Here is a 23,999-nt window from a genome sequence, read left to right on the forward strand (position 1 = left end):
GACCTTTAACCAATTATGCCGCGGGCCAGCCAGCGTCGTTGCACCACCTGGCTGACCTGTTCCGGTAATCGACAAAAACAAGGTAGTTCATGAAAACACAATTAAAGACATTTTTTGCAGTAGCGGCGACCGCCGCTGCGGTCAGCGCGTTCTGGGTGACTCAGGATGTTTCACAGGCGCAGAACGCGTCGCGCACCGAGATTCCCCGCACGCCTGATGGCAAGCCCAACTTCAGTGGTATCTGGCAATCGATGAACACCGCGTACTGGGATCTGGAGCCGCATGAGGCGCGTCACGGCCAGTTGTCTGCGTTGCAGGCCGGTGCTCATCTGGCGGTACCGCCCGGTCTGGGTGTGGTGGAAGGCGGTATGCTGCCCTACAAGCCTGGCATGCGTGATGCCAAAGAAGAAAACCAGGCCAACTGGCTGGAACGTGATCCGGCAACCAAATGTTATCTGCCGGGTGTGCCGCGTGCCACCTATCAGCCGTACCCATTCCAGATTTTCCAGGCCCCTGATGCCACCCTGATTTCCTACCAGTTCGCTGGCGCGGATCGCATTGTGTACATGGATCGCCCGGAGCTGGAAGCACAGGTCGACAGCTGGATGGGTCACAACAACGGTAGCTGGGATGGTGACACCCTGGTCATCGATGTGACCGGTCAGATGCCCGATACCTGGTTTGACCGCTCCGGTAACTACCATAGTGGTTGGGAAATGCACGTGCAGGAGCGTTATACCATGCTTGATCGCAATACCATTGCGTATCAGGCGACTGTAAACGACCCCAATGTCTACGAGCGCCCCTGGACCATCAACATGCACCTGTACCGTCATCAGGACGAGAACATGCAGTTGCTGGAATACAAGTGTGTCGAGTTCGTGGAAGAGCTGTTATTCGGCGACCTGCGTGCACCGGGTGATCCGATAGGCGATGGTATTACACCGATAAACTAAGAAAAACTATCTGCCTTGACTACGTTTTCTTGATGTTGCGTTTTTCAGGCATTTAAAACACCGACAAAATACTGTATAAATATACAGCCGTTTTGTCGGTGTTTTTTATGCGCGCAATAACCCCTCCTGCCGAGATGTCACCAGACTATGCCGAGCTGCATTGTCTGAGCAATTTCTCTTTTCTGCGTGGCGCTTCTTTTCCCGAAGAGCTGGTCAATCGGGCCCTGGAGCTGGGTTACCGGGCACTGGCCATCACGGATGAGTGCTCTGTCGCGGGCATTGTACGCGCCTACTCTGCCTTAAAGTCTGCGGGCGAAGTGGCTGCCAACTTCAAATTACTGATTGGCACTGAACTGCACTGCCAGGACGGATTGCATCTGGTGCTGTTGGCGCGCAGCCGGCGTGGTTACGGTCAGTTGTGTACCTTGATCAGTGACGCACGTCGTGGCGCTGACAAAGGTGAATACCTGCTGACACGGGCCATGCTGGAGCGCTTTGAAAATGACGACTGTCTGGCGCTGTGGATACCCCCGGCGCACACCTGCTGGAGTCAGTCTGTGGTGTCAGCAGGGCAGCCGTGCATTGATGCCTTTGCCACGGATTTGCGCTGGCTGGCCGGGCGTTTTCCGGATCGGCTGTGGATCAGTGCCCAGTTGTTTCTGGACGCCGATGATCGGGCCAAACTGGCTGCGTTGCAGGCACTGGCAGCGGATACCGGTTTGCCCCTGTGTGCCAGTGGCGGCGTGCAAATGCACCATCCGCGGCGGCGACCACTGCGCGATACGCTGACCGCAATACGGTTAGGCACACCGGTATCCGAGCTGGCGTTTGCCCTGCCCGCCAATGCCCAGCAGTGTTTGCGCACCCGGCAGACGCTGGCGCGGTTGTTTCCGGCCCCGCTGTTGCAGGAAACCCTGCGTGTCGCTGAACAGTGCCATTTTTCACTGTCTGAACTGCGTTACGAATATCCCAGAGAACTGGTGCCAGCGCGGGAAACGCCGCAAAGCTGGTTGCGGCATCTGACACACACAGGCATGAAGCAGCGCTGGCCCGCCGGTGTGCCGGCTAAGGTAAGTACACTGGTTGAACGGGAGCTTAGCCTGATCGCCGAGCTTGGCTATGAACATTTTTTCCTGACGGTACACGACATCGTGGTGTTCGCCCGCAGCCGCAATATCCTGTGCCAGGGGCGCGGTTCGGCCGCCAACTCTGCGGTCTGTTATTGCCTGGGAATCACCGCCGTTGATCCCGACAGACTGAGTCTGTTGTTTGAGCGATTTCTGTCCAAAGAGCGTGATGAACCACCCGATATTGATGTCGATTTTGAGCACGAACGCCGTGAAGAAGTCATTCAGTACATCTATCAGAAATACGGCCGGCATCGTGCCGCCCTCGCCGCAACCGTCATCTGCTACCGGCGCCGTAGTGCCATCCGTGATGTTGGCAAGGCATTGGGGTTGTCGGCCGCGCAAATTGATTTTCTGCTGGATATCCTGCGCATGGACAGTGACGGTGAACCGGTCTGGCTGGAGCCGGTGCCTCTGCCTGCTCCCCTGTTCAAGCGGCTGGTGTACCTGGTGCAACAGATCATCGGTTTTCCGCGCCACCTGTCGCAACATGTCGGTGGTTTTGTGATCAGCGAAGGCCCGCTCGCGCAACTGGTGCCGGTGGAAAATGCCAGCATGGCCGGGCGCACGGTTATCCAGTGGGAAAAGGATGATCTGGAGACGCTGGGTCTGTTGAAAGTGGATGTGCTGGCGCTGGGCATGTTGACGGCCATACGCAAGGCGCTGGATCTGGTTGGTCACACAAGCGGTCAGCCGTTGACGCTGGCGCAGGTGCCGGCAGAGGACGCGCAGACCTACGACATGATCTGTCAGGCAGATACAGTAGGGTTGTTCCAGATTGAATCGCGGGCACAGATGAGCATGCTGCCCCGCCTGCGTCCGCGCAGTTATTATGATCTGGTTATCCAGATTGCCATTGTCAGACCCGGCCCCATTCAGGGCGACATGGTGCACCCCTATCTGGCACGAAGGCAGGGCCTGGAACAGGTCAGCTATCCCAGTGAAGACGTGCGCGGGGTGCTGGCAAGAACGCTGGGCGTACCGATTTTCCAGGAGCAGGTGATGCAGATCGCCATGGTTGCCGCCGGTTTCAGCGGAGGCGAAGCCGACCAGTTACGTCGTGCGATGGCAGCCTGGAAGCGTAAAGGCGGGTTGGAACCGTTCCGGGACAAACTGATTCAGGGCATGCTTGCCCGCGGTTATGAAGAAACCTTTGCACAGCAGATATATCAACAGATAAAAGGTTTCGGTGACTATGGTTTTCCCGAATCCCACTCTGCCAGTTTTGCCCTGCTTGCCTATGTCTCAGCCTGGCTTAAGTGTCACCATCCGGCTGCGTTTGTGTGTGCCCTGCTCAACAGTCAGCCGATGGGATTCTATGGGCCATCGCAACTGGTGCAGGATTTTCAGCGTCATGGCGGTCAGGTGCTGCCAGTAGATGTGCAGTTTAGCGAGCAGGACTGCACTCTGGAGCCGGTGGCTCTGGCCGGGGCAGCGCACCAGTTCAGCTTGAGGCTGGGTTTGCGTCTGTTAAAAGGTTTGTCGGACAACGGTGCCAACGCCATCCTGCAGGCCAGAGCAGTGGCTGCATTCAACAGCATTGCCGATCTGGTGCGACGTGCCCGACTGTCACAATCTGATCGTGATGCCCTGGCAGCCGGCGATGCCCTGAAAAGTCTGGCTACTGATCGCTACCGGGCGTTCTGGGATGCCAGTGCCGTGGAGGAACTGCCACCATTGTTTGCCGTTCTCGGTGAGCATTACCGGCGTTCAGCAGATAATCTGGATCTGATGTTGCCCCGCCCCAATGAGGCGCAGGATATTGTAGCGGACTATAATCAGACCGGGCTCAGTCTGCGGCGACACCCGCTGGCGCTGTGGCGACAGCACCTGAGTGCGTATGGTGTGGTCAGGGCCGATGAACTGTCTGCCCTGTCCGATCGGCGGGCAATCAAGACCGCAGGCCTGGTGACCTGTCGGCAGCGCCCTCAGACTGCATCGGGCGTGACTTTTCTTACGCTGGAAGACGAAAGTGGTTTCATCAATGTGGTGGTGTGGCCGCAGTTATTGCAGCGCTTCTATCGCCCGGTGCATGAGGCCAGGTTGCTGGGCGTGGCCGGCTACCTGCAGCAGAGTGATGGTGTCATTCACGTTGTCGCGCGTACGGTGGTTGATCTCAGTGACTGGTTGGGCGAAATGCAGGTGCCGTCACGCGACTTTGCGTGACGGTGAGCGCATCAGCCAGGGATAGACCAGTACCACGGCGATGATAATGGCAGCACCCAGATAAAAACGCACACTCAGTTCCTGCTGCTCACCCAGCAACAGCGCCGCCAGGATGATGGCGTAAATGGGTTCAAGATTGACGGCGAGAGCGCTGGCATAGGCAGACAGATGACGTAATGCCATCAGCGACAACGCAAAAGGCAACAGGGTACAACCAAAGGCCAGTACCGCCAGCCACAGCAGGTCGTTACCCTGAGGAACAGCAAAAATGGAGGTGCTGGTGTCCAGAATACCCGCCACATTGCCAGCTTCGTTGAGTGAAGCAGCGATCAGTCCGATCACCACCAGCAAGGCGCAGCCGGACGCCATTTCGATGGCGGTGACACTCAAGGGATCGGCGCGCAGGATAAAGCGTTTGTTCAAAGCGGCAAACAGCGCCACGAACATGGCAGAAACAATGCCCATGATGATGCCGGTGTTCATGCTCTGTGGTGTGCCGCCAACCACCAGCACGATGCCAGGCAGTACCATCAGTCCCAGCAATAGTTCCTTGAGCTGGAAGCGTCGCCCGGCCAGCACTGGCTCCACCAGTGACAGAAACACAGGCACGGTGGCAATACAGGTGACTGCCACCGACGCATTGGAGAGTTTGATGGCGCCATAGAAGGTAAGCCAGTGCAGCGCAACCAGCATGCCGATGGCAGCATACACCAGCAACAGTGATGGTTTGAGCGACAGTACTGTGCGCCAGATCATGGGCAGCAAAAACAGGCTCAGGGCAACCAGTCCCATGCGCCATAACACCAGCGGCAGCGCCTGCAGAGTGATGAGTTTGCCGAGAATGGCCGTAAAGCCCCATAATACAACGCAGGCATGAATCTGTATCCAGGCCTGCATGGTGGCTTTTTCATCGGCGGGTGGGATTGCTGGCATGATTTTAAAATAAAGACGTGGCAGTGGGTGAGCGACGATAAGCTTATGGCAGGCATTCTAACACTATCGTAGCGTATCGTGACCCGCTATCATGCCTACCCGAATCGGACTCTTTAGTATGAATGTCGTGACAGTACAAGCATGATTAAAAAAATACCCGTCAAGCAGTTGCAACTGGGCATGTTCATCCATGAGATGCATGGATCCTGGCTCAGTCATCCATTCTGGAAATCCAGTTTCCTGCTGGAAGACCCTGCTGACCTGGTCAAAATCAATGGTTCCGGTATTGCCGAGATCAGCATTGATCTGAGTAAAAGCAGGCAGGCGCCTGCTCAGACCGCCCGTGAGCCCGAAGCACCCGCCTCTGTCGCTACCCTGCCACCGGAAGCCAAAACTGCAGCGCTCAGTTTCCATAACGAACTCAATCGCGCCCGCAAACTGTGTGATCGTTCCAGGCAAGCGGTGATGACAATGTTTGCTGAAGCGCGCATGGGCAACACCGTTTCCATGGCAGATGCCCGGGCCATGGTTGACGAGGTCACCGAGTCGGTAAACCGGCACCCACTGGCGCTGATTACGCTGGCACGATTAAAAACCTCGGACAATTATACGTACATGCATTCGGTAGCCGTATGCGCCATGATGGTGGCGCTGGCACGAGCGCTGAAAATGACCGAAGAGCAAGTGCGCGATGCCGGTTGTGCAGGCTTACTGCATGACGTTGGCAAGATGGCGGTGCCAGATAAAATTCTTAACAAACCCGGTAAGCTGACTGACGAGGAGTTTATCGTTATCAAGTCGCATCCGGAAAAAGGTCAGGATATTTTACTTCGTGCGGGCGACATTTCAGCAATGGTTATTGATGTCTGCCTGCATCATCACGAAAAATGTGATGGCAGTGGTTACCCTCATGGATTAAAAAGTGAAGAGATCAGCATTTTTGCCCGCATGGGTGCCATCTGTGATGTATATGATGCAATTACGTCTAACCGGCCCTACAAAAAAGGCTGGGGTCCGGCAGAGTCTTTGCAGAGGATGGCGCAATGGAAAGGTCATTTTGATCCGGCTTTGCTGCAGGCCTTTGTCAAGGTTGTTGGTATCTACCCGATCGGATCACTGGTGCGTCTCAAGAGTCAGCGTCTTGCAGTGGTTGTTGAGCAAAACGAAAAATCAATGTTGAAACCGAAGGTTAAAGTATTTTTTTCTATACGATCCAAAATGCCGTTGCCGCAAGCCGTTGTTGATATGGCCCTGCCTGGGCTGGAGGATGTCATTGAAGCGCGTGAGCATTTTGAAAACTGGAACTTCCCCTACATGGAAGATCTGTGGCAGTCAGCGCTTTGACAGGGTTTTGGTTGTCATTGCTGTATGTTGCAACCCGCTTTAACCTTTAACCAAAAAATCCATGCAGGTACCAGGCCGTCGAATTCTGTTCCGCGCCACCGGCATGCGCCAGGTCCTGATAGACCCAAAGCAGGTTGCCTTGTGTGTTGGCAGCCACATAATAATCCCGCCGTATACCCTGTTCCTGCCACCATCGGGTTTCGATGCGGCGTGGGCCGCGCAATAATGTCAACGGTGACCGGTAGTGCAGCTGCTGGTTCCGGATTGCCAGTGGACGCGGTGGCTGCAATAACCAGCATGGATTGTGGCTGTTGATAGTGACGCTGTTTCCGGTTAGCAGGCTTTCTTCTGATGGCGGTGTCAAATATGACACCATGCGTGTGGCAGACTCGGGACAGTAATCAGGTTTTAGCAGCAGTCGCTGAACCGCGTGGCTGCCGAGTTTTGCCGCCAGCGTATCAAGCAGTTGTGAGCCGTCCCGGCTGTCATGCCCCCGGGTCTTCTGCTGAACGCCACCGTCCGGCTTGAACAGCGTGAAATGTGTGACGTGTAAGGTGATCGCGTAAACTTCACCAGCAAAATTCATTCCGGTCAGTTGCGTTTCCAGTAACAGCAGGAACAGCCGGGCACTGCGTTCTGCCTTGCGAACATTGACCGTGATGTTTTCATGACGAGTGTCGCCGCCTGTGTCATGATCGCTGTTGCCTTGCCCGGAACTGCCATAGTCGAGCACAAACATCAGTTGGTCAGTGCACAGATGTTTTTTCTTCAGAAAATCCTCAAGCCGGTGCAGTAATTTTTCACAGACATTGATAATCTGCTGTGTGGAATATAAACCATGATCGCTATCGACACTGTCATGATAAACCGGTTTGGCCTGCCAGCGCTGACGTAGCCCGGGTCGTAAACCGAGGCAGCTCTCAATATAGTCACTGAAATGCCGGCCGAATCTGATACGCATTTCCGGCAATGGAAGGCGCCATATATCCCGTAAATAGAACAGTCCGCAATTGGCGAGTTTTTTTCGAACCCGAACGTCAATGGCAAGGGCGTTGGTGGGAATGCTACCCAGGCGTGAGCGCAGGTCATCGGGTCTGGCGATAACCGATTGCTGTCCGGTGCGGGCCAGCAACAGACTGGCGCTGGCATTGGGGGCGACCGCCTGCACAAAATTGGTGTGCGAGAGCTGTGTCTCAATACCGGATTCAATTTGCTGCCGGATGGATTTAAGGCCGCCAAAATAGCGCAGGCTTCTGCCAACTTCCAGCACCAGAGCGTCATTTCCATCAAGGCTGATGTAGTCGCTGATCTGCTGGCACTGTTGTGCCACCAGCGAGATCAACGATATTTCATCATGCTGTTTCGTATGTGGCTTTGTCTGTGCGTTTGCATGTGGGTCAGCAATTCGGGTGTCGGGCAGTGCCGGGAAATAAAGCGCATACCAAAGGCTGGTGCGCTTGCGGTGTGTTGCCGGCGCGCGCCGCAGGTTTTGTTGTGATTGTCGCTGTGCTTTGTGCTGTAGGTTCTGTTGCGCTTTTTTCGGTGCGTTTTGTTGTGCGCTTGGCTGTTCAGGGAGGCTGACTGGCAGCCTGTTGCCAGCGCGGGTACTGACGCGCGGTTTACCGGCAAGCGCTCTGCTTTGCCGGCGGCCTAGCATGGCAGCTTAATGCGCACCCGTCCCTGCTTGTGGCTGCCGCGTGCTTTCAACAGTTGCACGTCCATGTTGCGATAACCGGCTTCGGTGACGGGTGCGCTACTCAATTGTAACTGCAGCGTTGATGGTGAGTGTGCTGCCGGTCGCTGATGAAACAGCACTCCCAGCGTATTGCCTTCACGTGCAGCCAGTTGCAGACGGCGAATAACCCGGGCGCTGAGCCAGTTCTGCCAGGCCAGCACGAGGCCGCATTCCTGCGATTGCAGGGCTTTTTCAATGCTCCACAATGCCTGATTGCAGCTGGCCTGGGCCGGCACCACAAAGCTGTTGCGGGTATTGACGCCCATCTGGGCCAGGGCGGGCCCGTGTAGCGGGTAAGGTGGTGCAATCCAGAGAATGGAAGAGGATTGTTGCTGGCTGCGGTCCCGCAACAGCGGTGCCAACAGCTGTAATTCGCCGATACCAGCCTGTTTGTTGATGACTTCAATCAAACCGGCCTGTGGCCATGCTCCCCAGGGCAACAGGGCGTCGAGCTCGGCGTGGCCGGTACTTTGGCCTGCGCCGTTGTCGGTGATCTCGTGGTCAGCAAACAGGTCATCAGCCAGCAGCGAGTGGCGGGCGCCGGGGTTATCAACGGCGGTGTTGTGCTGATTGCTGCCGCGCCACAAATCCTGCGTTTGCTGCAGTAACTGGTCCACCTTGTGCTCCGGTGTGGGCGCGCTGATGTTTGTAGGGGCGGTTGTGTTCATGTGTTTGCTCCGGTGCCGGTCAATGAGTCAGGCGTCGTGGAGCTGTAAATATATACAGTATATTTATTTCAGGCAAGTGCCGATACAGAGATAAGGCCAGAAATTTAGTTAAAAAGGTGTAAAAATTTTGCAATCAAGCATTGTCAAGCCCTTATTATTATATTATTGTTCAGCACGTTAGCAGGTTTATCTTGATAACGTATTAGATGACAGGCTTAATTAGCTGGAAAATGGAATAATTAAAAATTTAAATAGTTAAAAGTAGCGGACATCTCATGAAACGCAAACCAGATATGCTATTGGTCGTTGTTGTTCTTTTTGGACTCAGTGTCCTGATTAGCGGCGTGGCGCAAAGCGGTCTTCTATAAATCGATAATTTACAAAGCTTTACGATTTTTGATGGATTTATACCGGCGAGGCGTTGCCAGCGCATCAAGCGGAACATCCCAGGCAGAAGGCGCAATTCCTTCTGCCACTTTCTGACACTCGTGACCCAGCCCTGTCAGGGCGGGCCGGCGACATTTGCCGCGCCTGAAGGCAAATGTACGGTCATAAAACCCCTTGCCCATGCCGATACGATTACCGGCCTCATCAAACCCCACCAGTGGCAACAGCACCAGATCCAGTCTGCGTGGTGACACGCTGTGTTTTAACGCCGCTTTTGGCTCCGGAATGCCCCAGCGGTTGTAGGCCAGTCGGCTGCCGGGCCAGATCCGGACAAACACCATGTGATCATCTTTGATGGGGTGCAGTACCGGCAGATAACAGGCTTTGCCTTGTTGCCATGCCAGACGCAGTGCCGGCAGGGTAACAATTTCGCCATCCACAGCCTGGTAAAAAGCAATATGACGGGCACCCTGCCAGAGCCCTGTATGGCGCAACTGTCGGGTGAGGCCGAGCGCGGCATGGCGTTGCTCACTGAACGAAAGTTGACGTCGCGCACGTCGCAGGCGTTGACGCAAGGCCTTGCGTGTTTCAGGTGATTGCTGCGGGATGGATGATGAAGGTTTCATGCATTGATCATGTCGGATTGATCAGGGGCTGCAGCGAGTGGAAGCCACCCAGAGTACCGCTGCCGAAATAGTCCTGAACCCACAGGTTCAGGTGGTGGCTCCAGCGATGTATCAGGCTTTCCGTCGTGCGGACATGCTCAACAACATCATTGCGAAGAGCCTCCGGAGTAACAGATATCGGCTCAAGAACATTTTCAGCTGGCCTGTACTCCAGGTGACTATGAATCGAGTATATAGAAGTTATTTTGGGGTATCGAGTAAAAGCGGCAACTTTTTTGTAACAGCTTTCGTAACAGTGCCGGCCGGGGTACCAGCGGCAAGATTTACAGTTCGATCTGGCGGGCGTTGTGCAATGCGCGTTCGATTTTATCTTCCAGATATTTGATCTGCTGCGCGGTGCTGTGACGTGCTTCATTGATCTGACGATTTTTCTGCAGCAACTCGTGGGTAATATTCAGTGCTGCCATCACGGAGATTTTTTCCAGGCCATGAATCGTGCCGCGTGCCTTGATTTTGCGCATGTTTTCATCAAGGTGTCGGGCAGATTTGAGCAACGCATCCTGCTCTGACGGCGGACAGCTGATCTGGTATTCGCGATCAAGGATCTTGACCACAACCGTGCTGGCTTCTTCCTGAAGATTGCTCATAAAGTTTTCACACTCAGGCGCTTTGCGACTGTTCCATGGATCTCAGACGGCTGAGGACTGATTCCAGGCGGCTCTTGGCCTGGCGGTTGTTCTCCAGTAGTTGCTGACGTTCCGTTTGCCAGTTATGCTGACTGGCGCGCAGCAACTGGTTCTCCTGCTTCATGGCAGCGCACAATGCGATCAGGGCATTGATTTTTTCGTCAAGGGTATTGAATTGATCGTCATTCATATCGATTACGTACGCAGGAAGCCCCGCCGACCGGTTCCGTTACTGGACCCTTACTATAGAGAGCTGGTTGTAGGCGGTCAATAACGCGAGACACAATCTCAGGAAAATGTATGGCAAAAGCTAAATTACAGCACCCGCAGCGTGCCACCGGGGCCGATCTTTATGTGCAGGCCAGGAAGCGCCGCCGCGCCCTGATGGGCAAACTGGGCAAAAACAGTATTGCCCTGCTCAGCGCAGCACCCCAACGCACACGCAGCAATGACACCGAATATCCATACCGTCAGGACAGCGATTTTTATTACCTGACCGGCTTTACCGAAGATGATGCCGTGCTGGCCCTGATCCCCGGGCGCAAGCAGGGCGAAGTTGTGATGTTTTGTCAGCCCAAGGACAAAACCAAAGAGCTCTGGACTGGCATTCTGACCGGGCCGGAACAGGCAAAAAGCCGCCTGCTGGTGGACGAGGCTTACCCCATCGGCATGATGGATGAAATCCTGCCCGGCCTGATGGACGGCTGTGAAACACTGTATTACTGCATGGAACGTGAACCGGCTTTTGATAAGCGCATCAGTGGCTGGGTGAAAAACGTCCGCAGCCGGACACGCATGGGCGCCAAAGCACCGCAGCAGCTAATTCTGCTGGACCCGCTGTTGCATGAGATGCGCCTGTTCAAGAGCAAAGCCGAAATCGCTTTGATGCAGCGCGCGGCCGATATTTCTGCGCGTGCGCACAAGCGCGCCATGCTGGCCGCGCGTGAAGGTCGCCATGAGTATCATCTGGAAGCAGAGCTGGTGCATGAGTTCATGATGTCGGGCAGTCGCGCGCCCGCGTACAACAGCATTGTCGCCGCGGGTGCCAATGCCTGTATTCTGCATTACATTGAAAACCGGGACCCGTTGCGAAACGGTGACCTGGTGCTGATTGACGCCGGTTGCGAATATGAATATTACGCCGCGGATATCACGCGCACATTTCCCGTCAGTGGCCAGTTTAGCGCCGAACAAAAAGCCCTGTATGACATCGTTCTCAAGGCACAGCTGGAAGCGATCGCGGTCACCCGTCCCGGCGTGCCCTGGGATGAACCTCACCATGTCACGGTCAGGGTGATCACCCACGGCCTGATCGACCTGGGCTTGCTGAAAGGGGATGCAGACAGGCTGATTGCAGACGGTGCCTATCGTGATTTTTATATGCATCGCGCGGGCCACTGGCTGGGCATCGACGTGCATGATGCCGGCAGTTATCTGGACCGGGATAAACCCCGGCGTCTGGAACCTGGCATGGTGACAACAGTGGAGCCGGGCATTTATGTATCGCCTGACAACAAAAAGGTTGCCAAAAAGTGGCGCGGTATTGGCATTCGCATCGAAGACGATGTGCTGGTCACCAAAACCGGCAACAAGGTATTGACCGACGGCGTGCCCAAAACCACCGAGGCTATCGAAGCGCTGATGGCGCAACGGGCATAGGCCTGCACGGGAACAGTGGGCGGGAGACAGTGGGCAGGAACAGAAAGTACGGACCATGACAGACAAAAAACTTAACGCGGAATACGATATTGTCATTGCTGGCGGTGGTCTGGTCGGAGGCAGCTTTGCGCTGTTGCTGGATCAACTGGCCCGGCACAGCGATCTGAGGGTATTGTTGCTGGATGCCGCGCCGATGGCAAAACCTGACGCTAAAAATGGTGATACCGGCGCTGATTTTGACGCGCGCAGCACGGCACTGTCCTGGGGTAGCCGCCTGATTTACGAACAGGCCGGTTTCTGGTCGGCGCTGGCCCCTGGCGTTACCGCCATCCGTGATATTCAGGTGTCCGATCGTGGACATTTTGGCGCAACCCGGCTGCACAGTGCCGAGGTCGGCGTAGAAGCGCTGGGTTACGTTGCCGAGAATCACCACCTGACGTGCGTGCTGCAACAGGCATTACAGGACAGTTCGCGCCTGACCGTGTGTGCGCCAGCCAGTGTTGAGCATATTCAGCCCCTCAGTGATGGCGCCATGTTGACCATTAAAGGTGCTTCACTCGATAACATCAGGACCCGGCTGCTGGTGCTGGCGGACGGCGGGCGCTCGGGTCTGTGCCGGCAACTGGGTATCACTATGCAGCAGAAGCATTATGGTCAGCAGGCGCTGATCTGTAATGTTGCCTTTGCCAATGACCACCGGGGGCAGGCCTTTGAGCGCTTTACCGATACCGGTCCGCTGGCCATGTTGCCGCTGTCAGACCACGGGGTCGGGCGTGAACGGCAGCATCGGGGCGCACTGGTCTGGACCCTGGCTGACAGTGACAGCAATCAGGGTGAGGGCAAAAGCGACAATGCCTCCTGTAGTGCAGAGCGCATATTGGCATTGCCGGAGGCTGATTTTATTGACACCCTGCAGCAGCGATTTGGCTGGCGGTTGGGCCGGATTACTCATGCAGGCGCCAGGTCACTTTTCCCGCTGAGTCTGACCGTGGCGACCGAGCAGATACGCCCCGGTATCGTGTTGCTGGGCAACGTTGCCCACACGCTGCATCCAGTGGCCGGTCAGGGATTGAATCTGGCATTACGTGATGCGCGCGCGCTGGCCGAACTGATTGTCAATGCGCACCAGACCGGGGAAAATCCGGGATCAATGGCGGTGCTGCAGGCTTTTCTGGCGGCCCAGTCCGGCGATCAGGCCAATACCATTGCCTTCAGCGATCTGACCACGCGCCTGTTTTCCAACGCGCGACCGACACTGGCGTTGGGGCGCAACCTGGGCCTGTTACTGATGGACCTGATGCCACCCGCCAAAGGCTGGTTCGCCCGTCAGGCTATGGGCATGGCGGACCGAAAATCCATCAGGCGTTAAACCAGCCTGGCTTGAACTGACTAAGCCGCGACCCATTAACTGCCCATCAGCTCACGAATGTTTTCCACGCGCTCGCGATTGACGCCAAGGTCACTGTGTCCCAGGCGCGAGGCTGAGCGCACGTGCACTTGATCTGAGGCAGGGTCTGCCAGAAATTCGACATCGTCGACAAAACCCATCAGCCGGCTGGTAAATTCGGCATGAATGTAATTGCCGTCGTCGGTCACGATGGCCGCCTGAGGCAGTTCTGCAAGCGCCGCGCGTACGGCGTCCATATCGCCGGTCAACGGTGCAATGCCATGGCTGTCGCGCTGATCAAAACTGGACACACAATTGGGTGAGTCCGGGCAGGTCGACAGCTGGTTGTTCTGCACACCAAGGGTCGTTGGCCTGTCACCGGCGCAGGAGATAAGCGTCAGTAGTCCCACAATCATGAGTCCTCGTGCAATGTTGCGTAATGGTTTATGCATGGTTGCTATCCTGAATGAGTTGTTTCTAAATGAGTCGCCCCGACAACGCTGACTGTTCAGCCGGTGACGGCCAAGCTCAATGACTCGGCAATCAAGGCCGGCTTTTCCTGGTTTTCGATCTCCACGGTCACCTGGTGCTTGATCAGATACTGGCCGGGGTTCTTTTCGGTGATACTGTGCATGATAAAGCGGGCACGAATACGCGAACCAATGCGCACCGGGTTCAGGAAACGAACTTTGTCGAGTCCGTAGTTGATGGTTATTTTGGTGCCAGCCAGGCGCACGGTGCCAGCTTCGGCGCCCAGCATGCTGAGCAGCGACAGGGTCAGGTAGCCGTGGGCAATGGTGCCGCCAAACGGCGTTTCCACTTTGGCGCGCTCTTCGTCCAGGTGAATGAACTGATGGTCACCGGTGGTATCGGCAAATTGATTGACCTGTTCCTGGCTGATGGTGTGCCACTGGCTGAGGCCGGTTTCCGTGCCGATAAGGGCTTGTGCCGCGTCCAGGCTCATTTCTGCTGTCATGGATGATAGACTCCTGCTGTTAAGGCTGATTTGATACGGTTATGATAATGCCTAATATAGACGATGCAGCTAAAGACAGATAGGGCAAACCGGGTGATTCAGGCAAAGCAGAATGAAGAGCGAATGAACGACCACGATATCGTGATCGTGGGCGCTGGCATCACCGGCGCAGCGATGGCGCTGGCGCTGGCGGACAGTGGCCTGCGCATCGCCATGATTGATGCGCGGCCTCTGCAGTCCCGGCCCGATTCGCCTGCCGATATCGCGGGCTTTGATCCTCGCGTCAGCGCCATGACCGCCGCCTCGCAACGTCTGCTGAGCCGTCTGGATGTGTGGCAGGCCATGCCGGCCGATCGTCTGTGTGCCTACACGCGCATGCACGTTCATGAGGCGGATGGCACTGGCAGTATTGATTTTGCTGCGCACGATATCCACGCTCCGGAGCTGGGCCATATCATTGAAAACAGCGTCCTGACCGGCGCCCTGCATGAGGGGCTGCAACAGTTGGCAGAGGCAGTCGACAGCTCAACCCGCCTGACCCTGCTGGCACCGGCAACGCTGAGTGCTTACCGTTATGATCCGGATACCGGCGCGCATCTGACGCTGGATGATGGCCAGCAGATTACTGCCGGCCTTCTGATCGCGGCCGATGGTGCGAATTCCCCGATGCGGCACATGGCCGGCTTCGAGACCCGGGAGTGGGATTATGAGCACCATGCCATTGTCACCACCATCAGGACGCGCGATCCGCACCGGCTCATGGCGCGGCAGTGTTTCATGGATGACGGCGTACTGGCCTTTCTGCCGCTGACGTCTTCGGACACCGAAGGCAAGGATACCGGGCATTATTGTTCCATTGTCTGGTCGCTGGTGCCGGAACGGGCGCAGGCGTTGATGGCCATGGACGATGCTGCTTTCTGTCAGGCCTTGAGCCGGGTCAGTGAACACTGGCTGGGGCCGGTGGATGAGTGCGCGCAGCGTTACAGTTTTCCGTTGCGTCAGCGTCACGCCCGGCATTACTTCCGGGAGGCAGTGGTATTGATTGGCGACGCGGCTCACAGTATCCATCCACTGGCTGGACAGGGCGCCAATCTGGGGTTGCTGGATGTGCAGGTGCTGGCCGAAGAACTGATCCGTGCAACCCGGACCGGGCGTTCGCTGACTGATCCCATGGTACTGCGTCGTTATCAGCGCCGCCGCAAGCCCCACAATCTGGCCATGATGGCCATGATGGAGGGTTTCAAGCGCCTGTATGCCGATCAGCCGCTGGCAGTGCGCTGGCTGCGCAACACCGGCATGCGTGCGGTTGATGGCTGGGCTGGACTGAAGAACCGTCTGATACGTGAGGCCATGGGCTAAAAACTGGCCCGGCGCTGACTTTCTGCGTCGCTCTGACGCCTGCATCCCCGCAGTCGTGCGTTGCCAGCGCTTCATTTTAAACAGGCTGCCTCGATAACGTTTTTAATGTCCGATACTGAAGAAGTAGTGTTAAAGCTTTCCCCGGCGCGGACGACACATTAAGTGGGTCTATCAGTCTGCCAATCAGTTTACGGGGTCTGCCGGAAAGTCATGAGTTACGATACAAGCCGCGACACCGTCTGGCCGTTTGACGTGGATCTCAGCGCGTTGGATACCGGCAGCATCACCAATATTATCCTTGATATCGAGAACCATCTGCCGTTGTTGAAATCAGAGGGTGATATGAAGGAACTGTTACGCGTCAAAAAGCTCTTCGAAGAAGAGTTGATGGAGTCGCGACGTCTGCATTGATCGTCCCCGCTGTCTGCACCTGTTCCACTGCTTCTGCTTCCTGCCTTCCAGTTATCGCCATTTTGCCCTATGCTGTTATGTCTCTGGCCACGATTGCTGACGCGATTGTGGTGTCTGTTTGTCTGGTTGCTAACGCGCTCAGTGCTGTTATTGCGCTCAGGGCTGCTAACAGGCCCCAGACAGACCAGGTCGCGTATGACAACGACATGTTTATACAACAATCATAGTGAAGGGGAATCGCAATGAAGAAGATGACAAGCATATTCGCAGCGCTGATGCTGCTGGTGACGTCAGCCTATGCAATTGATGAAGCACGCCTGACGGCGGCGCTGAATGGCCCTGATCGCGCAGATGAAGACAAGGCCCGCGATGCTGCACGCCAGCCGGTGGAAGTGCTGAGTTTCCTGGGCCTGGAAGAAGGCATGACAGCGATGGATATCATGGCCTCCGGTGGCTGGTATACCGAAGTGCTGTCGCACGCGGTGGGTTCGGAAGGCACCGTATTGATGCAGAACAGCCCGCGTTCGCTGGGTATGCGCAACACCGAGGAGGCCGTACAAGCCCGTCTGGCGGATAACCGTCTGCCCAACGTGCAGCGCGTAAACGCCGACATGAGTGATTTGGGTGTCGAACCAAATTCGGTGGATTTTGCACTGACAGCGCTGAATTTCCATGATCTTTACAACAACAGTCCGGAAGCGGCCCAGGCCATGTTGCTGGCCGTTAAAGATGCGCTGAAACCAGGCGGTATTCTGGGTGTTATTGATCACCGCGGTAACGAAGGCGCGGATAACGCCGCCCTGCACCGTATCACTCAGGAAGAGATCGAACAGGCGCTGTTTGACGCCGGTTATGAAAGTGTCGCTGCCAGCGATTTGCTGGAAGCAGAGGATGACCCGCGTACGACCGGTCCGTTTGATGCAAGTCTGGGTCGCAATACCGATCGTATTCTGTTGCGCGCGTACAAACCTGAGATGTAATGTCGCGAAAACATTAAAAAAGCGCCACGGCGCCTGAGCCGGTCGACCGAATGTTGAAAGACGTATTATTGTGAAAAACACCTTGTCACAGGCAAGGCCGGTCGCCTGGCTCATGCGCTTTGTATCGGTATTCCGCTACAGTGGCGTCGCCATTGATATTGTCTGGCGCAGCAGCGCCGGGCTGACCATCGCCATGGCGATGGTCACCCTGATTGCCGGGGTGTTGCCAGCCGCCATTGCCTGGGTCGGTCAGCTCATTGTCGATACGGTGGTTACCGCCATTGATGCAGAGGGCGCCGCGCGCGAAGCGGCCACTGACGCTCTGCTGTTCTATATTATGCTTGAGCTGGGCCTGGTTGTGCTGATGACCGGCGCACAGAAAGCCAATACGGTCTGCCAGTCGGTGCTGCGTGCATTGCTGGGCAATCAGGTCAACGTCATGATCCTGGAAAAGGCATTGACGCTTGAGCTGGCCAACTTTGAAGACTCCGAATTCTACGACAAGCTGGTGCGAGCTCGCCGCGAAGCGTCCAGTCGCCCGTTAAGTCTGGTCATTGCCACCTTTGATCTGTTACGTGACGGCATCTCGCTGGTCAGTTATGGCTTCCTGTTGTTCCAGTTTTCGCCCTGGGCCGTCTTGCTACTCGGGCTTGCCGGCGTGCCGGCATTCATGGCTGAAGCCAAATACGCCGGTGAAGCCTTCCGCAATCAGCGCCGCCGCTCCTCAGAGCGCCGGATGCAGATCTACCTGGAGATGGTGCTGACCCGCGAAGACGGCGTCAAAGAGGTCAAGCTGATGCAGCTGGGCCGGCTGTTCCTGCAGCGTTATGTCGAAATCTTCCGCAGAATATATAAAGAAGATCGCAACCTGGTATTACGCCGTGGCTTCTGGGGTTATGCACTGGGGCTGATCGCCAGTGTGGCATTCTATTTTGCCTTTGGCTGGGTAGCCTTTGCGGCGGTAGCCGGTACCATTACCCTGGGTCAGATGACCATGTATATCGCCGTGTTCCGACAAGGCCAGGGTGCCGTCACCAGTTGCCTTACCTCCATCAACAAGATGTACGAAGACAATCTCTACCTGTCCAATCTCACCGAGTATCTGGGGCACAGCGTCGCTGAACCGACGGGGGATAAAACCGAAGGCCCGTTGCCGGACGACGGCATCCGTTTTGAAAATGTCAGCTTCCATTACCCGGGCTCAGCGACACCGGCACTGGATTGTATCAATCTGCATATCAGGGCCGGCGAAAGCCTGGCCATTGTCGGTGAGAACGGGTCTGGCAAAACCACGCTGATCAAATTGTTGACACGCCTGTACACACCCACCGAGGGTCGCATCCTGTTTCAGGGCCTTAACTTGCAGGACTGGGATATTGACGCGTTACGGCAGCGTGTTGGTGTCATCTTTCAGGACTTTGCCCGTTATCAGTTGAAAGTCGGCGAAAATATCGGGGTTGGTGATGTTGACTACCTGACCGATCGGCCACTGATTACCGATGCAGCGGAAAAAGGCCTGGCGGCGGATTTTATCAAGCAGATGCCGACGGACTACGATACCCAGCTTGGCACCTGGTTTAAGGATGGCAAAGAGCTGTCAGGTGGGCAATGGCAGAAAATCGCGTTGTCACGCGCATTCATGCGCAGCCAGGCAGACGTACTGATTCTGGACGAACCCACGGCGGCCATTGATGCCAAAGCCGAAGCCGACATTTTTGCGCATTTCCGTGAGCTGACCGCCAACCGTATCTCCATTATCATTTCCCACCGATTCTCCACTGTGAGAATCGCCGACCACATCATTGTGCTGGATCAGGGCAAGGTTACCGAGCAGGGTAATCATGACAGCCTGCTCGCCAAAGACGGTCAGTACGCCACCCTGTTCGAGCTGCAGGCCAGAGGTTATCAGTAGGCCTGGCGACTCTGATCTCAAGTGGTGAAAATCACCACCTGTTAGCCCAATTACCGCTGCCTGCCAGTCGGCTTTTTCGCCACACCCAAAAATAGACCATATAAAACAAAGGGTTAAATTCTGGCACGATCTGTGAATTGTCTTTGCTAAAGGGACGGGTTGTCCCTGGCAAAAAAACAGTCACAGGCCGTGTTTAAAATGAACAAGACAAGCATCATCGATGTTTTCACCCGCCACAAAGTGGCTGCCAATCTGGTCATGATCATGATGATCCTGTCGGGGTTGTGGGCATCCAGTCGCATCAATACCCAGCTCGATCCGTCCGTGGAATGGCCGGGCATCATTATCAATGCGAGCTGGCCCGGTGCCTCTGCTGAAGATGTGGAACAGTTGATTGTGGTGCCGATTGAGCAGCAACTGCGCACGCTGGTGGGCCTGCAGCAGATGTATTCCAGCAGCACGCAGGGCTCGGCCAGCATTCGACTGGAATTCAGTTTTGATTCCGACATGGGCAAGATCATTGATGATGTCAACGATCGTATTGCCCGGGTAAGAAACCTGCCCGCGGACATGGAGCCGATTGTTGCTCGCCGTGGTACCAATTATGAAAACATCGCCTCTCTGCTGGTTTCCGGTGGTCGTTCGGTAGCCGAGCTGGCGCCGATGGTGCGCCAGTTTGAGCGCGAACTGTATGCTGCCGGTGTCGACCGCATCGAGTTCAGCGGTCTGCCAGAAGAAGAGTTGGCGATCCAGGTGTCCAGCGCCCGTCTGCTGGCGATGAATACCTCACTGGACACACTGGCTGCTGAAGTCAGGCAACGCAGCGCCGATGTACCGGCGGGCACAGTTGCCCGCGACCAGGGTGAAATGCAGCTGCGCGCGCTGGATCAGCGTCGCGACATCCGTGAGTTTGAGCAACTGGAAGTGCGCGTGCCAGGCACCGGCGAGCTGGTTCGTCTAGGTGATGTCGCCAGCATCGACAAACGTGCGCGCGCCGGTCAACCGGTGTTGAGTCAGAACGGTCTGCCCGCGATTGAAATGAACCTGTACCGTATTACCGACTCCGATGCCATGCTGTCCGCACAGGCACTGCAGGCCTGGCTGGATGAGACCCGACCAGGGTTACCCGAAGGCATCACCGTCGAGGTCTATCAGGAGGTCTGGTTGCTGTTGAAGGAACAGCTGGAGGTCATTGCCAGTAACGCCTGGTCCGGTATGGTACTGGTTGTCCTGACGCTGTTTGTTTTCCTAAATACCCGTACCGCGTTCTGGGTGACGGCGGGCATACCGGTCAGTTTTCTGTTCGCAACCATGCTGTATTTTTATATCTTTGATGGCAGCATCAATATTCTGGCATTGATTACCTTCATCATGGCGCTGGGTATTGTTGTAGATGATGCCATTGTTGTGGGTGAGGATGCAGTCAGCCTGTTTGAACAGGGTCATTCACCGGAAGCGGCTGCATCCGGTGCCGCCAAACGTATGTTTATGCCGGTGATGACATCGTCCCTGACCACACTGGCCGCCTTTGTCCCCCTGTTGATTTCCGGCGGGGAATTGGGTGCAGTCATTGCCACCATGCCGATGGTGTTGTTCTGTGTCATCGTGGCCTCACTGGTGGAGTGTTTCCTGGTGTTGCCGGCGCATCTCAAGCATGGCTTTGCCCGCATGGATCGTGGCCAGCGTTCGGCCTTTCGGGAGAAGTTTGACCGCTTCTTCTACGGATTCCGTGACCGTTTCTATCGACCCGTACTGGAGCTGGCGCTGGCGCGACCGGTGGCAACGCTGTTAACTGCGTTCGGCTGTGTCATCCTTGCCTTCAGTCTGATCATCAGCGGCCGGGTCGGGGTAAATTTTGTCACCGGTGTCAGCCTGCAGATGCTGGAAGCAAACGTGAATTTTACGGTCGACGCAACGCCGCAGCAGCGTAAATCATTTATGGGGCACCTGGAGCAGACGTTGCAGGCGACCAACGCCAAGCACGGCGACAACAATATCAATGGCTACTTTGTCCGGTTGAATTCGGCGCTATTGAATCAGGAGCGTAAAACCGGCCTTCAGTACGGCTCCATGCGTGTCGAGTATGCCTGGGAGGATGTCTACTCGCTGGCACCGCAGCCTTTTGTTGAGCAATGGCGGGCTCAGGTAGTGACACCGCCTTACGTAGAACAATTGGTGCTTGAGGTACGTGGTGGTGCCAATGGCGGCGGGCCAGATATGTCGCTGGTGCTGCGAGGCAATGATCTCGACAGCCTCAAGCAGGCCTCGGAGGAGCTGCAGGCAGCACTGGCCAGTTATGAAGGGGTCGATAACATCTACGACAACCTGCCTTATGGCAAGGATCAGATGATTTTCTCGTTGACTCCCCAGGGCAAATCGCTGGGTGTGACTACTGCGGCGCTGGGACAGCAGTTGCGAGCAGCTTACTACGGCAGCCGGGTGCAGATATTCAATCAGAACAACGCCGAGCTGGAAGTGCTGTTGATGCTGCCCGATGCTGAGCGCGACCATATTGCATCGCTGAATCAGTTCCCGGTGCGCACTCCTGCAGGTGACATCGTGCCATTGGGTCAGGTGGCATCCTTAAGTACACGCCGTGGTATAGATGTCATCAATCACAATGGTGGTTCGATGTCGGTCATGGTCAGTGCCTCGGTGGACAGTCAGCAAAACAATGCTGAACGGATTCTGGCAGACGTCACCGATGGAGCGTTGCGCGACATCAATCAGCGCTACGGGCTGAGTTCGAATCTGGGCGGCGCCAGTCTGTTCAATCAGCAGTTGATGGCTGCGATGCAGTTGGGTGCGGTACTGACGTTGGTGTTCATCTACCTGATCCTGGCGTGGTCGTTTGCCTCCTACACCTGGCCACTGGCGGTTCTGATTGCCATCCCGCTGGGGCTGACCGGCGCCATTGCCGGGCACTGGGTAATGGGTGTGGACCTGGGCGTGATGACCATGCTGGCATTCTTTGCACTCACCGGTGTGGTGGTCAATGATTCGATTGTACTGGTGAGTTTTTTGCGCCGCGAGCTTGCCAACGGCATGGCGCTACGAGACGCGGTACGCACGGCAGCGTTGGCACGTTTTCGCGCTGTGATGCTGACCTCACTGACTACCGTAGCGGGCCTGTCACCGCTTATGTTTGAAAGCTTCAGTCTGGCAATCTACATGGTGCCTATTGCCATTACCTTATGTTTTGGCCTTGCGTTCGCAACGCTACTGGTGCTGTTGGTGGTGCCGGCGCTGATCATACTGATTGAGAACTGCAAGAACTCTCTGTCGCGCTTGTTGACGCGAACAGTTAATTTGAACGTTGTGTCACAAAAAGGATTGTGATTATGAAGATGCAATATTTCCCGGGCCGGACCCTGGCCCGATTCCGCTATCTCGGCGCCAAGGCTGCCGGTGTACTGGTGTTTGGCATGTTGCTGCTGTTGAGCATGCTGGTGATTGCCACCGGGCCCAAAGCCGAGCCGGTTGAACGGGCCGAGCGTGAGTGGCCGGTTTCATACCGTGAAGTCAGTCCGGGTCCGATCGCGCCGACCATTCAGGTGTATGGCAAACTGGAAACCGATCAGTCGGCGACATTGCGCGCCGGGGTAACGGCAACCGTGGCGCAGGTACTACGACGCGAGGGCGAATGGGTCGAAGCAGGCGAAACCCTGTTACGCCTGGATGATGCTGAGGTGGCGTTGGCACAGCAGTCCGCCCGTGCGGCGCTTTCCAGCGCGGAGGCGGCGCTGCGTTCAATACGCAATCAGCACCAACTGGCGCGTGATCTGGGCCTGCACCATGAAGCCCAGGCCGAGCTGGCGCGCGAAAAGTTGCAGCGCTTTGAGTCTTTGCATGCCAGAAGTATGATTGCCGATGCCCAGCTTGATGATGTGCGTCATGAGGCCACCGAACGCGCCATGGTACTGGCACAACACCAGTCACGCGTGTCCGATTACCCGAATCAGGAACAACAGGCAGAGGCGGCAGTCGCTGAGGCCGCCGCGCGCCTTGGGCAAGCGGAACTTGACCGCCAGCATACCGACGTACGCGCGCCGTTCAGCGGTCGGGTAATAACACTGCATGTGGCGGCGGGTGACCGTATCAACGCTGGCACCTCCCTGTTGACAGTGGCCGACTATGCCGGTCTGCAAGTGCGAGCGCCAGTGCCGATGCAGATTGCACAGCAGTTGCGCCGCCATCTGGATAAAGGCAAAGCGGTGGTAGCAGAAAGTAATATTGCAGGTGAGCGCCTGGGTTTCAATTTACGGGGCCTGGCAGGCGAGGTTAAACCAGGCCAGAGTGGTATTGACGCTTTTTTTCATGTCGCGCCTGACTCCGTCATGGCCCTTGGCAGTGTTGTCAATCTGCTGATCGCGCTGCCGGAAGAATCCAATGTGGTCGCCCTGCCCATTCACGCAGTGTATGACAATAGCCGGGTCTATCGAATAGCCGATAACCGTTTGCAGGCGGTGGAGATCGAACGCGTCGGGGAGCGCATGGATAACGCAGGCAACTACCGGGTGCTGGTGCGTTCATCTGCCCTCAGCCGCGGTGATCAGTTGCTGGTTTCGCAACTGCCTACGGCAATGACCGGCCTGCTGGTCAAACCTTCGTCGGTTGAATCCGGCCAGCCAGCGGAACTGGCAGGACAGTGGTCAAGCTGGTAGCGAAATGATAAGGTCTGCGCCTG

At 56.1% G+C, this 23,999-nt stretch carries 19 protein-coding genes and 1 other RNA gene; 11 read left to right on the forward strand and 9 right to left on the reverse strand.

Annotated elements, in window-relative coordinates; all coding sequences use genetic code 11:
• The first annotated feature begins 89 nt into the window (after nucleotides 1-89).
• Both PHACT_RS09700 and PHACT_RS09705 read left to right on the forward strand, forming a co-directional pair.
• Nucleotides 90-956, forward strand: coding sequence for a hypothetical protein (locus tag PHACT_RS09700; RefSeq protein WP_070117423.1), 867 nt, complete (start codon nucleotides 90-92; stop codon nucleotides 954-956).
• 107 nt (nucleotides 957-1,063) lie between these two features.
• Nucleotides 1,064-4,249: an error-prone DNA polymerase gene (locus tag PHACT_RS09705; RefSeq protein ID WP_245730674.1), complete on the forward strand. Its 3,186-nt coding sequence runs from the start codon at nucleotides 1,064-1,066 to the stop codon at nucleotides 4,247-4,249.
• On the opposite strand, the gene PHACT_RS09710 is transcribed toward PHACT_RS09705, so the two are convergent.
• Complete coding sequence (locus PHACT_RS09710; protein ID WP_083264490.1) at nucleotides 4,232-5,182, reverse strand: DMT family transporter; 951 nt, start codon at nucleotides 5,180-5,182, stop codon at nucleotides 4,232-4,234. The two genes, PHACT_RS09705 and PHACT_RS09710, sit on opposite strands and share 18 nt — an antisense overlap.
• A gap of 141 nt (nucleotides 5,183-5,323) precedes the next feature.
• On the opposite strand from PHACT_RS09710, the gene PHACT_RS09715 reads away from it, so the two are divergent.
• Nucleotides 5,324-6,526 (forward strand): HD-GYP domain-containing protein, encoded by a 1,203-nt coding sequence (locus tag PHACT_RS09715; protein WP_070117434.1) that lies wholly within the window; start codon nucleotides 5,324-5,326, stop codon nucleotides 6,524-6,526.
• A 46-nt stretch (nucleotides 6,527-6,572) separates the two neighbouring features.
• On the opposite strand, the gene PHACT_RS09720 is transcribed toward PHACT_RS09715, so the two are convergent.
• The 6 genes from PHACT_RS09720 to PHACT_RS09745 all read right to left on the reverse strand — a co-directional run bounded on the left by PHACT_RS09720 (nucleotide 6,573) and on the right by PHACT_RS09745 (nucleotide 10,818).
• On the reverse strand, nucleotides 6,573-8,183 hold the full coding sequence (locus tag PHACT_RS09720; RefSeq protein WP_070117436.1) for a DNA polymerase Y subunit UmuC family protein: 1,611 nt from the start codon (nucleotides 8,181-8,183) through the stop codon (nucleotides 6,573-6,575).
• Nucleotides 8,177-8,929, reverse strand: a complete 753-nt coding sequence (imuA, locus tag PHACT_RS09725; protein WP_070117438.1) for a translesion DNA synthesis-associated protein ImuA — start codon at nucleotides 8,927-8,929, stop codon at nucleotides 8,177-8,179. The genes PHACT_RS09720 and imuA overlap by 7 nt, the downstream gene beginning before the upstream one ends.
• 377 nt (nucleotides 8,930-9,306) lie before the next feature.
• Nucleotides 9,307-9,942 (reverse strand): 5-formyltetrahydrofolate cyclo-ligase, encoded by a 636-nt coding sequence (locus PHACT_RS09730; protein WP_211284389.1) that lies wholly within the window; start codon nucleotides 9,940-9,942, stop codon nucleotides 9,307-9,309.
• A 41-nt stretch (nucleotides 9,943-9,983) separates the two neighbouring features.
• Nucleotides 9,984-10,162: non-coding RNA, 6S RNA (ssrS, locus tag PHACT_RS09735), on the reverse strand.
• 103 nt (nucleotides 10,163-10,265) lie between these two features.
• Nucleotides 10,266-10,589, reverse strand: a complete 324-nt coding sequence (locus tag PHACT_RS09740) for a cell division protein ZapA (protein ID WP_070117440.1) — start codon at nucleotides 10,587-10,589, stop codon at nucleotides 10,266-10,268.
• 13 nt (nucleotides 10,590-10,602) lie between these two features.
• Entirely contained in the window at nucleotides 10,603-10,818 is a 216-nt protein-coding gene (locus PHACT_RS09745; protein ID WP_070117441.1) for a TIGR02449 family protein, read from the reverse strand.
• A gap of 110 nt (nucleotides 10,819-10,928) precedes the next feature.
• Between PHACT_RS09745 and pepP the strand changes: the two genes are divergently transcribed.
• On the forward strand, nucleotides 10,929-12,287 hold the full coding sequence (pepP, locus tag PHACT_RS09750) for a Xaa-Pro aminopeptidase (RefSeq protein ID WP_083264491.1): 1,359 nt from the start codon (nucleotides 10,929-10,931) through the stop codon (nucleotides 12,285-12,287).
• A gap of 55 nt (nucleotides 12,288-12,342) precedes the next feature.
• Nucleotides 12,343-13,656 carry a 2-octaprenyl-6-methoxyphenyl hydroxylase gene (ubiH, locus tag PHACT_RS09755; protein ID WP_070117443.1) on the forward strand — a complete coding sequence of 438 codons (1,314 nt, stop codon included), beginning with the start codon at nucleotides 12,343-12,345 and terminating at the stop codon, nucleotides 13,654-13,656.
• 35 nt (nucleotides 13,657-13,691) lie between these two features.
• On the opposite strand, the gene PHACT_RS09760 is transcribed toward ubiH, so the two are convergent.
• A complete protein-coding gene (locus PHACT_RS09760; RefSeq protein WP_083264492.1) occupies nucleotides 13,692-14,126 on the reverse strand; it encodes a DUF1499 domain-containing protein in 435 nt (144 codons plus the stop codon).
• A 56-nt stretch (nucleotides 14,127-14,182) separates the two neighbouring features.
• Nucleotides 14,183-14,650 carry a MaoC family dehydratase gene (locus PHACT_RS09765; RefSeq protein ID WP_070117445.1) on the reverse strand — a complete coding sequence of 156 codons (468 nt, stop codon included), beginning with the start codon at nucleotides 14,648-14,650 and terminating at the stop codon, nucleotides 14,183-14,185.
• A 123-nt stretch (nucleotides 14,651-14,773) separates the two neighbouring features.
• Between PHACT_RS09765 and PHACT_RS09770 the strand changes: the two genes are divergently transcribed.
• The 6 genes from PHACT_RS09770 (at nucleotide 14,774) to PHACT_RS09795 (ending at nucleotide 23,976) form a co-directional block, all read left to right on the forward strand.
• On the forward strand, nucleotides 14,774-16,009 hold the full coding sequence (locus PHACT_RS09770) for an FAD-dependent monooxygenase (protein ID WP_070117448.1): 1,236 nt from the start codon (nucleotides 14,774-14,776) through the stop codon (nucleotides 16,007-16,009).
• 210 nt (nucleotides 16,010-16,219) lie between these two features.
• Entirely contained in the window at nucleotides 16,220-16,420 is a 201-nt protein-coding gene (locus tag PHACT_RS09775; protein ID WP_070117451.1) for a hypothetical protein, read from the forward strand.
• A 242-nt stretch (nucleotides 16,421-16,662) separates the two neighbouring features.
• On the forward strand, nucleotides 16,663-17,400 hold the full coding sequence (locus PHACT_RS09780) for a class I SAM-dependent methyltransferase (protein WP_070117455.1): 738 nt from the start codon (nucleotides 16,663-16,665) through the stop codon (nucleotides 17,398-17,400).
• 112 nt (nucleotides 17,401-17,512) lie between these two features.
• Entirely contained in the window at nucleotides 17,513-19,312 is a 1,800-nt protein-coding gene (locus tag PHACT_RS09785) for an ABC transporter ATP-binding protein (RefSeq protein WP_070117457.1), read from the forward strand.
• 198 nt (nucleotides 19,313-19,510) lie between these two features.
• Complete coding sequence (locus tag PHACT_RS09790; RefSeq protein ID WP_070118284.1) at nucleotides 19,511-22,651, forward strand: efflux RND transporter permease subunit; 3,141 nt, start codon at nucleotides 19,511-19,513, stop codon at nucleotides 22,649-22,651.
• A gap of 2 nt (nucleotides 22,652-22,653) precedes the next feature.
• Nucleotides 22,654-23,976 (forward strand): efflux RND transporter periplasmic adaptor subunit, encoded by a 1,323-nt coding sequence (locus PHACT_RS09795; RefSeq protein WP_070117463.1) that lies wholly within the window; start codon nucleotides 22,654-22,656, stop codon nucleotides 23,974-23,976.
• Nucleotides 23,977-23,999 lie beyond the last annotated feature (23 nt).

This window comes from Pseudohongiella acticola (assembly GCF_001758195.1).
Classification (GTDB): Bacteria; Pseudomonadota; Gammaproteobacteria; order Pseudomonadales; family Pseudohongiellaceae; genus Pseudohongiella; species Pseudohongiella acticola.

Coding starts and splice junctions, on each gene's coding strand:
- PHACT_RS09700 (WP_070117423.1), top strand. CDS start 90: ATGAAAACACAATTAAAGACATTTTTTGCAGTAGCGGCGACCGCCGCT.
- PHACT_RS09705 (WP_245730674.1), top strand. CDS start 1,064: ATGCGCGCAATAACCCCTCCTGCCGAGATGTCACCAGACTATGCCGAG.
- PHACT_RS09710 (WP_083264490.1), bottom strand. CDS start 5,182: ATGCCAGCAATCCCACCCGCCGATGAAAAAGCCACCATGCAGGCCTGG.
- PHACT_RS09715 (WP_070117434.1), top strand. CDS start 5,324: ATGATTAAAAAAATACCCGTCAAGCAGTTGCAACTGGGCATGTTCATC.
- PHACT_RS09720 (WP_070117436.1), bottom strand. CDS start 8,183: ATGCTAGGCCGCCGGCAAAGCAGAGCGCTTGCCGGTAAACCGCGCGTC.
- imuA (WP_070117438.1), bottom strand. CDS start 8,929: ATGAACACAACCGCCCCTACAAACATCAGCGCGCCCACACCGGAGCAC.
- PHACT_RS09730 (WP_211284389.1), bottom strand. CDS start 9,942: ATGAAACCTTCATCATCCATCCCGCAGCAATCACCTGAAACACGCAAG.
- PHACT_RS09740 (WP_070117440.1), bottom strand. CDS start 10,589: ATGAGCAATCTTCAGGAAGAAGCCAGCACGGTTGTGGTCAAGATCCTT.
- PHACT_RS09745 (WP_070117441.1), bottom strand. CDS start 10,818: ATGAATGACGATCAATTCAATACCCTTGACGAAAAAATCAATGCCCTG.
- pepP (WP_083264491.1), top strand. CDS start 10,929: ATGGCAAAAGCTAAATTACAGCACCCGCAGCGTGCCACCGGGGCCGAT.
- ubiH (WP_070117443.1), top strand. CDS start 12,343: ATGACAGACAAAAAACTTAACGCGGAATACGATATTGTCATTGCTGGC.
- PHACT_RS09760 (WP_083264492.1), bottom strand. CDS start 14,126: ATGCATAAACCATTACGCAACATTGCACGAGGACTCATGATTGTGGGA.
- PHACT_RS09765 (WP_070117445.1), bottom strand. CDS start 14,650: ATGACAGCAGAAATGAGCCTGGACGCGGCACAAGCCCTTATCGGCACG.
- PHACT_RS09770 (WP_070117448.1), top strand. CDS start 14,774: ATGAACGACCACGATATCGTGATCGTGGGCGCTGGCATCACCGGCGCA.
- PHACT_RS09775 (WP_070117451.1), top strand. CDS start 16,220: ATGAGTTACGATACAAGCCGCGACACCGTCTGGCCGTTTGACGTGGAT.
- PHACT_RS09780 (WP_070117455.1), top strand. CDS start 16,663: ATGAAGAAGATGACAAGCATATTCGCAGCGCTGATGCTGCTGGTGACG.
- PHACT_RS09785 (WP_070117457.1), top strand. CDS start 17,513: ATGCGCTTTGTATCGGTATTCCGCTACAGTGGCGTCGCCATTGATATT.
- PHACT_RS09790 (WP_070118284.1), top strand. CDS start 19,511: ATGAACAAGACAAGCATCATCGATGTTTTCACCCGCCACAAAGTGGCT.
- PHACT_RS09795 (WP_070117463.1), top strand. CDS start 22,654: ATGAAGATGCAATATTTCCCGGGCCGGACCCTGGCCCGATTCCGCTAT.